This window comes from Streptomyces globisporus (genome assembly GCF_003501885.1).
GTDB lineage: Bacteria > Actinomycetota > Actinomycetes > Streptomycetales > Streptomycetaceae > Streptomyces > Streptomyces globisporus_D.
In genome coordinates this window covers 1-10,419 of the sequence record NZ_QWFA01000215.1, presented here as the reverse complement: position 1 = coordinate 10,419, position 10,419 = coordinate 1, and the positions used below count along the sequence as shown (strand labels likewise).

General features: G+C 73.3%; 10 protein-coding genes. 4 read left to right on the top strand and 6 right to left on the bottom strand.

All coding sequences use genetic code 11. The features are described from left to right. Nucleotides 1–295: 295 nt before the first annotated feature. Nucleotides 296–1,933: an acyl-CoA dehydrogenase family protein gene (locus D3105_RS29235; protein ID WP_118905947.1), complete on the bottom strand. Its 1,638-nt coding sequence runs from the start codon at nucleotides 1,931–1,933 to the stop codon at nucleotides 296–298. A 74-nt stretch (nucleotides 1,934–2,007) separates the two neighbouring features. Here D3105_RS29235 and D3105_RS29230 point away from each other — a divergent pair, with 74 nt between their 5' ends. Beyond that, a complete protein-coding gene (locus D3105_RS29230) occupies nucleotides 2,008–3,150 on the top strand; it encodes a YihY/virulence factor BrkB family protein (protein ID WP_118905946.1) in 1,143 nt (380 codons plus the stop codon). 18 nt (nucleotides 3,151–3,168) lie between these two features. Then, nucleotides 3,169–3,939, top strand: coding sequence for a DUF6597 domain-containing transcriptional factor (locus tag D3105_RS29225; RefSeq protein WP_118905945.1), 771 nt, complete (start codon nucleotides 3,169–3,171; stop codon nucleotides 3,937–3,939). On the opposite strand, the gene D3105_RS29220 is transcribed toward D3105_RS29225, so the two are convergent. The 4 genes from D3105_RS29220 to D3105_RS29205 form a co-directional block, all read right to left on the bottom strand. Then, on the bottom strand, nucleotides 3,867–4,274 hold the full coding sequence (locus D3105_RS29220; protein WP_118905948.1) for a VOC family protein: 408 nt from the start codon (nucleotides 4,272–4,274) through the stop codon (nucleotides 3,867–3,869). The two genes, D3105_RS29225 and D3105_RS29220, sit on opposite strands and share 73 nt — an antisense overlap. Nucleotides 4,275–4,345: 71 nt before the next feature. Next, nucleotides 4,346–5,896 (bottom strand): 3-hydroxyacyl-CoA dehydrogenase, encoded by a 1,551-nt coding sequence (locus tag D3105_RS29215; protein WP_118905944.1) that lies wholly within the window; start codon nucleotides 5,894–5,896, stop codon nucleotides 4,346–4,348. A gap of 15 nt (nucleotides 5,897–5,911) precedes the next feature. Continuing rightward, a complete protein-coding gene (locus D3105_RS29210; protein WP_118905943.1) occupies nucleotides 5,912–6,697 on the bottom strand; it encodes a CoA-transferase subunit beta in 786 nt (261 codons plus the stop codon). Then, entirely contained in the window at nucleotides 6,694–7,641 is a 948-nt protein-coding gene (locus D3105_RS29205; protein WP_118905942.1) for a CoA transferase subunit A, read from the bottom strand. The genes D3105_RS29210 and D3105_RS29205 overlap by 4 nt, the downstream gene beginning before the upstream one ends. Nucleotides 7,642–7,743: 102 nt before the next feature. Between D3105_RS29205 and D3105_RS29200 the strand changes: the two genes are divergently transcribed. Continuing rightward, nucleotides 7,744–8,649 (top strand): LysR family transcriptional regulator, encoded by a 906-nt coding sequence (locus tag D3105_RS29200; protein WP_118905941.1) that lies wholly within the window; start codon nucleotides 7,744–7,746, stop codon nucleotides 8,647–8,649. Nucleotides 8,650–8,786: 137 nt separating this feature from the next. Continuing rightward, nucleotides 8,787–10,007 (top strand): acetyl-CoA C-acetyltransferase, encoded by a 1,221-nt coding sequence (locus D3105_RS29195; protein WP_118905940.1) that lies wholly within the window; start codon nucleotides 8,787–8,789, stop codon nucleotides 10,005–10,007. A gap of 22 nt (nucleotides 10,008–10,029) precedes the next feature. On the opposite strand, the gene D3105_RS29190 is transcribed toward D3105_RS29195, so the two are convergent. Continuing rightward, on the bottom strand, nucleotides 10,030–10,419 hold a 390-nt coding region (locus D3105_RS29190; RefSeq protein ID WP_206272945.1), incomplete at its 5' end, for an FAD-dependent monooxygenase.

Sequence of the window (10,419 nt, the reverse complement as noted above, 5' to 3'; positions counted from 1 at the left end):
CCCTGGCCCGTCACCCGCGGCACCCCCGCCGAACCTGTCTCCGTCATGGTCCCCGTTCCCCCCGAACGCTTCCCGACCCCGACCCCGGCCCATCCTGCCGCTCACCGGCCGGGACACCGAGCAGTCCACACAATGGTTGCAACCCTTTGCAACTCTGGCGATGCCCAGCGGGTCCGTACAAGAGTGGCAGAAACACTGGACGCCGGGCTTCCCGGTCGCCCGGTGTCGCATGAGCATGGAGGGTGGTGCCGTGTCGGCGCAGCACCACCCTCCGTCGCTTCTCGCCGCTCGGTGACTACGCCGCGGACGGCCGGGCCCGTGCCACCACCGAGGCCAGATCCAGACTGTGCGGCAGCGTCCCGAACACCGCGCCCCCGTCCCCGCCGAGCCGCGACGCGCAGAACGCGTCGGCCACCTCCGGCGGAGCCCAGCGCACCAGCAGCGAACCCTGGAGCACCAGCGCGAACCGCTCCACCAGCCGCCGCGCCCGCGCCTCGATGCCGTCCAGATCGGCCAGCTCCGTCAGCAGCCCCTTGATCGCCGCGTCCAGCCGGTGATCCGCCCCCCGCGCCTGCCCGACCTCCCGCAGGAACGCGTCCAGCGCCCGCGGCTCCCGCTGGAGCGCCCGCAGCACATCCAGCGCCTGGACGTTCCCCGAGCCCTCCCAGATCGAGTTGAGCGGCGCCTCGCGCAGCAGCCGGGGCATCCCCGACTCCTCGACGTACCCGTTGCCGCCCAGGCACTCCAGCGCCTCGCCCACCACGGCGGTGCAGCGCTTGGTGACCCAGAACTTCGCGGCGGGCAGCGCGAGCCGCAGGAACGCCCGCTCCCCCTCGGTGTCCGCGTCGTACGCCGCCGCCAGCCGCATCGCCAGCACCGTCGCCGCCTCCGACTCCAGGGCCAGGTCGGCCAGGACGTTGCGCATCAGGGGCTTGTCGATCAGCGGCCCGCCGAACGCGCCGCGGTACGCGCTGTGATGGACCGCCTGCGCCACCGCCTGCCGCATCAGCCCCGCCGAACCCACCACGCAGTCGAGACGGGTGGCCGCCACCATCTCGATGATGGTGCGCACCCCGCGTCCCTCCTCGCCGACGAGCCGGGCCCAGGTCCCGTCGAACTCGACCTCGGCGGACGCGTTGGACCGGTTGCCCAGCTTGTCCTTCAGCCGCTGGATCAGGAACACGTTGCGCGTGCCGTCCGGGAGCACCCGCGGCACCAGGAAGCAGCTCAGCCCGCCCGGCGCCTGCGCCAGCACCAGGAAACCGTCCGACATCGGTGCCGAACAGAACCACTTGTGCCCGGTGATCAGGTACTCGCCGTCGCCGGACAGCGGTTCCGCCCGGGTCGTGTTGGACCGTACGTCGGTCCCGCCCTGCTTCTCCGTCATGCCCATCCCGAAGAGGACCCCGGCCTTCTCGCGCGGATTCCGCAGCCCCTCCACGTACGTGTGCGAGGTCAGCAGCGGCTCCCACACGGCGGCCAGCGCCGGATCGGTGCGCAGCGCGGGCACCGCGGCATGCGTCATCGACAGCGGGCAGCCATGCCCCGCCTCGGCCTGCGTCCACACCAGGAACCCCGCCGCACGCCGGACATGACCGGCCGGCCGCCCCCAGGCGTCCGTCAGCCCGGCGGACACGGCATGGCCCAGCAGCCGGTGCCAGGACGGATGGAACTCCACCTCGTCGACGCGATGCCCGTAACGGTCATGTGTCCGCAGAACGGGCGGGTGCCCGTTCGCCTGCGCACCCCACTCCTGGGCCTGGGCGGAGCCCGCGGCCCGGCCGAGTTCGCCCAGCTCCTCCAGCGCCACGGGCAGGATCCCGGGCTCGATGTGCCGCTCGACGGCCTCGGACAGGACCCGGTCGGTGGCGAAGACGTCATGGCCGACCAGCGGCGGAACCTGATTGGTCACGGTGTGGGTGGTGGCTGCCATACGGATACGGTAAGGAGGTGCAGGCAGCAAATGAAACACCCGAGCGGCCGTCGGGCCGGCTCCACCGGGCGCGAGTGCTCTACCGCAACGTCTCCAAACGGCGCATGGCGTGGCACTTGCTCAAGGACACCGTCAACTCGTGCATCGAGTACCGCATTCTGGGCCTCGCTGCCGAGGCGGCGTTCTTCACTCTGCTCTCGCTGCCCCCGCTGCTGCTCGGCATGATCGGACTGCTCGGTTACGTCGACGAGTGGACGACCACCACCACCGTCGCCTCCATCGAGCGCAACATCCTCTCCGCCTCCCAGACGGTGCTGTCCGAGCGCGGGGTCAACGACTTCGCCAAACCGCTGCTCGCCGACGTCACGACCGGGGCCCGCCCCGACGTCATCTCCCTCGGCTTCGCCATCGCCCTGTGGTCGGGCTCCCGTGCGGTCAACGTCTTCATCGACACCATCACCGTGATGTACGGCCTCGACGGCCACCGCGGCATCGTCAAGACCCGCCTGCTCGCCTTCCTGCTGTACGTCGTCGCCCTGCTGCTCGGGGCGGTGGTGCTGCCGCTGCTGGTCGTCGGCCCGGACCGGGTGGTCGAGTTCGTGCCCTGGGGGACCGAGGTCATAGCCGTCCTGTACTGGCCGCTCGTCATACTGCTCACCATCGCGTTCCTCACGACGCTCTACCACGTGTCCGTTCCCGTCCGTTCGCCCTGGATCGAGGACGTTCCCGGGGCGCTGGTGGCGCTCGGCATGTGGGTCCTCGGCAGCTTCCTGCTCCGGATCTACCTGACCAGCACGGTCGAGGGCCCGACCATCTACGGCTCCTTGGCGGCACCGATCGCCGTGCTGCTGTGGATCGGCATCTCCGCCTTCGCGGTCCTGGTCGGCGCCGCGGTCAACGCGGCCATCGACCGGGTGTGGCCCTCGCTCGCCACGGCCGCCGCCCGCGAGGCCACCGAACGCGTCAGGGCCGCGCAGGCCGCCGAGTTCGTCGCCCGCACCCGCTCGGCCGCCTACGACGGCACGGACGACGACGATGACGAGGACGACGGCCCCGCGTACATGCCCTCCGAGTTCCCCGAGCGCTGGTCCCGATTCCTGCCGCCCGACGACGTGAAGTCCCGGCTGCACGCGACCTGGGAGAAGGAGTCCAAGGACGCGAAGGAGCCCAGGGAGCCGACGGAGTCCGCAGAGGCCAAGGAACCGCCCACCCGCTGACCGCGCTAGCGTGGAGACATGCCCCGGCGACACCAGCGGTACCAGGAGCGGCCCTCCCGCCTGGACGGGGCCGTCGTCTGGACCCTCGACGTCCCGCAGGGCCCGGAGCAGCCGGCCCGGTCCGTGCTCCCCGACGGCTGCATGGACCTGATCTGGACCGCCGGCCGCCTGGTCGTCGCCGGGCCCGACACCCACGCGTTCGAGGTCGACCCGCGCAACCGGGGCTCCTGCGCAGCGATCCGGTTCGCGCCCGGCATCGCCCCCGTCCTCCTCGGCGTACCGGCGCACGAACTGCGCGACCACCGGGTCGAGCTGACCGCGCTCTGGCCCCGCGGAGCCGTCGCGGCGCTCACCGGCCGGCTCGCCCGGTCCGCCGACTCCGCCGCCACCCTGGAGGAGTTCGCGCTCGCCAGATCCGCCGACACCGGACCGCCCGACCCGCTGACGGCGGCCGTCGCCGAGGGGCTGCGGCGCGGCAGGAGCGTCGCGTCGACGGCCGCCGAGGTCGGCCTCGGCGCCCGCCAGCTGCACCGCCGCTCCCTGGCCGCCTTCGGCTACGGCCCGAAGACGCTGGCCCGGATCCTCCGCCTGCAACGCGCCCTGGCCCTGGTCCGCACCGGTCTGCCCTACGCCGATGCGGCCTGCGCGGCGGGCTGCACCGACCAGGCGCACCTGGCCCGCGAGATGCGCGACCTGGCCGGGACGACCCTCGGGGCCTACTTCGCGGCGGGGGGCGCGGAGGCGAACAGCGACACCCCGCACCTGTCAGGGTCCAGCACCACCGCGTAGCGCTGCCCCCACTCCGCGTCCCACGGCTTCATGTGCCCGGTGTACCCGGCGCCGACCAGCTCCGCGTACAACGCGTCCACCTCCGCCGGACTGTCGCAGACGAATGCCAGGGCGACCCGCTCACCCCCGCCCGCCGGGCGCTGCCAGTCCGGGTCGAACGAGGCGATGACCTCCTCCGTGTCCCACAGCAGCCGCTGCCCGCCCGGCAGGGCCACCTCGACATGGGGCGCGGACTCCGCCCCGTCGGGGATGTCGAGACCGAGCCGCCGGTAGAAGGCGAGCGAGGCCGCGAGGTCGGAGGTGATGATGCTGATGGCGTCGAGTCGTGGAGTCATGCCCCGACCGTATGCAGGCGGCACCGCCGCCGTCTTGTACGAATCGGTCATCCGCGGGTTCACTCCGGGGCTCACCCCAGGCAGTGCGCCGGCGACGTCCCCGGATCGGTCAGAGCCAGACCCAGGGCAGCCCGCTCCGTGACCCACCGCGTCGGGCGGTGGCGCGGATCGCCCGTCGAGGCGTGCAGGGCCCGCTGCAGCGCCAGCATCCGTACGGCCCCGATCCGCTCGCCCCACGCCAGCGGCCCGGCCGGATAGCCGAGGCCCGTGGTCACCGCGAGATCGATGTCGGCGGGCGCGGCAAGGGAGCGCTCCGCGATCGAGCAGCCGACCGCGACGACCGAGGACAGCAGCCGCTGCGCGACCGAGCCCGCGGTGTCCCGCACCACCGACACCCCGTGCGGCTCCTCGCCCCCGGCCGCCCGTGCCAGCACCGCCCGAGCGTCCCGGGCGGCCGCCGGATCACCGGCCGCCGTCACCGCGAGGACCCGCCGCCGCCCCGCCGAAGGCAGCACCTCCACGCCGAACGTACGCTCCCGGGGCAGCCCGCCCTCCGCGACCGCCGCCGACACCGGCGTCCCCCAGACGGGCACCAGCACCACGGCCTCCGCCGACGGCCCCGCGCCCCGCTCGACGCGGACCCCCGCCGCCTCCAGCGACGCGGTCAGCTCCTCCTCGTAGGACGCCGTCTCCGGCCGCCCGGCCGAGGCCAGGAACACCGGGCGATCCGCGTCCCCGCTGACCGGGCTCTCCGGTGCGGGGCCGGACGCCCCGTCGCCGTACGCGTACCAGCCCCGGCCCGTCTTACGGCCGTGCAGCCCGGCCACCACCCGGTTCGGGGTCAGGAAGGACGGACGCAGCCGGTCCTCGTACCGGAAGCCCTGCCAGATCGAGTCGATCACCGCGGCCGTCACGTCGAGACCGGTCAGGTCCATCAGTTCGAAGGGGCCCATGCGCAGCCCCAGCACGTCCCGGGCGATCCGGTCGATCTCCGCCGGGTCCGCCACCGACTCCTCCAGCAGCGCGAGCGCCTCGGTCACCAGCCCCCGGCCGGCGTGGTTGACCAGGAAGCCGGGGGTGTCGGCGACGGTCACCGCCCGGTGCCCGCAGCCCTCCACCAACTCGGCGAGCAGGACCGGGATCTCCGGGCGGGTGGCCGCGCCCGGCACCACCTCGACGATCCGCATCAGCGGCACCGGGTTGAAGAAGTGCAGCCCGGCCAGGCGGGAGGGGTCCCGGAGCGTCGCCGCGATCCGGGTGACCGACAGGGACGAGGTGTTCGTCGCGAAGACGGCGGAGCCGGGCAGCGCCCGCTCCAGCCTCCCGAACACCTCGGCCTTGGTCTCCAGATCCTCCCGGACCGCCTCGATCACCAGCTCGACGTCCGGGCCCGCCGCCCACGGCTCGGCGAGCGGCACCAGCCGCGCCACCGCCGCGTCCCGGTCGGCGGCGGTCGTCCGGCCCTTCGCGACCGCCCGGTCGAGCATCGACGCGATGAAGTCCACGGCCTCCTTCACCGCCTCGGGCCGTACGTCACCCAGCTCCACGGTGTGTCCCGCGCTCGCCGCCCACTGGGCGATGCCCCGGCCCATGGCCCCGGCTCCGACGATCCTGATACGCATGGCAGTTACGGCCTTTCAGCGGAGGTAGACACGGTTCGGGTCGACATCGTCGCGCAGGAGCCGCAGCTCCGCGGAGGTCGGCGGGGCCGTCGTCGCGAGCCGGTCGGCGGTCTTCAGCCCCCAGCCGGTCGCGGCCCGCACCTGCTCGACGCTCACCCCGGGATGCACGGCGACCAGCCGCAGCTCGTCCCCGACCCCCGCCCGGGCGAGGACGCCCAGCTCGGTGATGACCCGGGTGACCCCGGCGCCGAGCGGGCGGATGCCGTCCGCGAGCGCCCGGTCGGGACCCGGCGTCGTACAGAAGTCGAGCACGGCGGCGAAGGAGCGCGGGGTGTGGCGGCGCATCACCACGAACACCTCCCGGGCGTTCGCCATCACCTCGACCGCACCCCCGGAACCCGGCAGCCGCACCGACGGGCTCTCCCACTCCCCGATGACCGAGGTGTTGAGGTTGCCCCACCGGTCGATCTGCGCGGCCCCCAGGAAGCCGACGTCGATGTGCCCGCCCTGGAGCACCGAGCCGAACAGCGTGGCCATGGACACCACCGCCTCGGCCCCCGTGATCAGGACGGCGTCCGCGATGGTCTCCGGCAGATGGGACGGGTGCGCCCCGCAGACCCCGGACTCGTACACCACCTCAAGGCCCGGAGCGACGGTCAGCCGCGCCAGCTCGGTCGCGAGCGTCGGCAGCCCGATCCCCGCGAACACCGTGCGCCGACCGGCCAGTTCGCGCGCGGCGACGACGGAGAGCAGTTCGGAGGAGGTGACGGGCCGCGAGGCGCCGGCCCGGTCCCCGCTCACAGCCGCCTCCCGTAGTCCACCGACCCGCTCGGCGCCTCGCCGACCGCCAGTCCCGCCCAGACCTCCTCGCCCAGCTTCGCCACGTACGCCGCGTGGTCGGCGGTCCCGTACACCCACTCCTCCAGCCATCCCCGCAGTCGCGCCGGGTCCTTGCTGATCGCGGACCAGGCCCGGTAGAAGGCGTTGTCCCGGTCGTAGTAGCCCTGAGCGAACGACGGGTGCGCCCCGCGCGGGCAGACCACCACCGCGTCCACCGCGTGGGCGGGGACGAGCGTGCGGTTCGGATCCGCGCGGATCACCTCGTCCGCCACCAGCTCCTCCACCACCACGACCGCCTTCTCCGCCGCGTACACCGCCTCGGCCTGGACGCCGGTCAGCCCCCAGATCTGGGTGTTGCCCCGGCGGTCGGCACGCTGGGCGTGGATGAACGTCACGTCCGGGTGGACGGGCGGTACGACGTAGATGTCCTCGGTGGAGCCGTCGGCGGCCGGGTAGGGCGAAGCCACCTTGCGGATAGCGGGGTTGACCGACGGCAGGTCGCTGCCCGCGTAACTGCGCAGGGGATAGAAGGGCAGCCGCTGCGCACCGGCGAGATACCGGCACACCATCCCGTAGTGGCTGTACTCCTCGAACACCAGCGGCCCGGGATCGGCGTGCTCGATCCGCCGCCGCAGCTCACCGAGCGAACCGGCGGAGGAGTTGCCCACGAACGAGGAGACCAGCCGCGTCACGCATCCGGCGGCCAGCATCTGGTCCACCACGATGTCCGCCGTCATCCGGACGACCGTGAGATCCCGGCGGCCCTGCCGGATGATCTCGTGCCCGGCGGCGGTCGGGATGAGATGCGTGAACCCTTCGAGGCTCACGGTGTCCCCGTCATGGACGAACGCGGCGACGGCCTCCCGCATCGACATGACCTTGCCGGCTCCGGCCGTCCGCTCCACCGTGCCCCTCACCCTCCGTATGCGCCGACCCCACGGTGTCAGTGCCATTGATGGCTGTCCAATACCGAATTAAGGTCGGATCGAGACGCCAGGAGTATCAATATGGAACTACGCCACCTCAACGCCTTCCTCGCCGTCGCCGAGGAACTGCATTTCGGGCGGGCCGCCAAGCGGCTCCAGATGGCCCAGCCCCCGCTGAGCCAGCAGATCCGCCAGCTGGAGAAGGAGCTCGGCGTCCAGCTCTTCCACCGCAACACCCGCTCGGTCCGGCTCACCAGCGCGGGGGAGTCCTTCCTCGAACCGGTGCGGACCGTCCTGGACGACCTGGGCACCGCCGTCCGGGCGGCCAGATCGGCGGGGACCGGCGAGTACGGCCGGGTCACCATCGGCTTCGCCGGGGCCTCCAGCCACGAGACGCTGCCCCGCCTCACCCGCGCCGTGCGCGCCGCCCACCCCGGGCTCGAACTCGTCATGACCGGCCAGACGTACGCCAACACCGCCCTGTCCCGGGTCGCCGACGGCTCGCTCGACCTCGGCTTCGTCCGGCTCCCGGTGACCCGGCCCGGCGTCGCCCACCGGGTGATCGACGAGGAGGAGCTGGTCTGCGCCCTGCCCTCCGACCACCCATTCGCCCGGCGGGAGACCGTCCCGCTCGACGTACTCGCCGGCGAGCCGTTCGTCTCCTTCCCCGCCAACTCCGGCTCCACCGTCCGTGACGCCATGACCGAGGCCTGCGAGAGCGCCGGGTTCACCCCGCGCATCGTCCAGGAGGCCCCCGACTCCTACACGATCCTCGCCCTGGTCGCCGCCGGGGTCGGCGTCACCCTCACGGTCACCTCCGTCCAGCACATCCAGCAGAACGGCCTGGTCTACCGCCCCCTCGCCGGTCCGGCCGTCCGCCTCCGCGCCGCCCTGGCCTGGCGCGCCGACAACCCCTCCGCCGCCCTGCGCGCGGTGCTCGCCGTGGCGGAGGAAGCGCTGCCGACACCCGTGCGTAAGTTTCATTGAGACGCACAGCCTCTCAACCCTGCGCACATTCGATATTGGACCGACTCAGTGACGCGGTGCGAAGGTCGTCCCACCGCGAAACGCGTCCACCACACCGCGCCCCTGTTCCTCGTCCCCGACCCCAGGGAAGGCCCTCCGTGCCGCTCGACGTCGTCATCTGCGAACCCCTGCGCACCCCCATCGGCCGGTTCGGCGGGGCCTTCGCCCAGCAGACCCCGGCCCGCCTGGCGGCACGCGTCATCGCGGAGATCGTCACCCGCACCGGTATCGACCCCGACCGGGTCGACGAGGTGATCCTCGGCCACGCCTACCCGACCAGCGAGGCCCCCGCCATCGGCCGGGTCGCCGCCCTGGACGCCGGACTGCCCACCACGGTCACCGGCTCCCAGATCGACCGCCGCTGCGGCTCCGGGCTCCAGGCGGTGCTGGACGCGGCGATGCAGATCCGGGCCGGGTTCAGCGATGTCGTGATCGCGGGCGGCGTCGACGTGATGAGCGCCGCTCCCTACTACACCCACGACGGACGCTGGGGCATCAAGGGCCCCGGCCTCCAGCTCCACGACGCCCTCGCCCGGGGCCGCGTGACCGCCGGAGGCGTCAACCACCCCGTCCCCGGCGGCATGATCGAGACGGCGGAGAACCTGCGCCGGGAGTACGGCATCAGCCGCGCCGACCAGGACGCCCTGGCGCTGCGCTCGCAAGCGCGGGCCGCCCGCGCCGCCGCCGAGGGCCGCTACGACGCGGAGACCGTCCCCGTCACCGTACGCACCCGCAAGGGCGAGACGACGGTCACCGCCGACGAACACCCCCGCCCCGACACGACGGCCGAACAACTCGCCGCCCTCCGCCCCGTGATGGCGAAGTCCGACCCGGACGCCACCGTCACCGCGGGCAACGCCAGCGGCCAGAACGACGCGGCCGCCGCCTGCCTGGTCACCAGCGCCGAGACCGCCGAACGCCTCGGCCTCACCCCGCTCGTCCGCCTCGTCTCGTTCGCCCGCGCCGGGGTGCCCGCCGCGACGATGGGCATCGCCCCCGTCGCCGCCACCCGCACCGCCCTCGACCGGGCGGGCCTCTCGCTCGCCGACCTCGACCTGATCGAGCTGAACGAGGCGTTCGCCGCCCAGGTGCTTTCCTGCACACGGGAGTTGGGCCTCGGCGAGAAGGACCACGAGCAGCGGATCAACGTCAACGGTTCGGGCATCTCGCTGGGCCACCCGGTCGGCGCCACCGGGGCCCGCATCCTCGCCACCCTCGCCCGCGAACTCCACCGCCGCGAGGCCCGGTACGGCCTGGAGACCATGTGCATCGGCGGCGGCCAGGGCCTCGCCGCGGTCTTCGAACGCATCGCGGACTGAGGGCCGTTCGCACGGATCCGCCTCACCGGTCGACGGACGCCTCCGGGCCCGCCGACGTGGTCGAGGCGGCCGGTTCGGCGGCCTCCCCGGGCTCCTCGTAGAGGTAGTGCCACGTCCCGGCCAGCACCCCGCGGAACCAGACATCCACCTCGTCCTGCCCCATCGCCGGCCAGTCGGGGACCTCCTCGACCAGGGCGCGCCCCATCCGGCGGCCCAGCTCCACCAACCGGGCTCCCGCTGCCGTGCGTTCGTCCGCGTACCGCTCCAGCGCCGTGGCGGCATCCGGCCCCTCGCGCAGGACCCGCTCCAGGCACAGGGCGTCCTGCAGCGCCTTGACCGCACCGGTGGCGGTGTGCGGCCTCGTCACCCCGGCCGCGTCCCCGGCCAGCAGCAGGGGCGGGCGGGGTGCCGA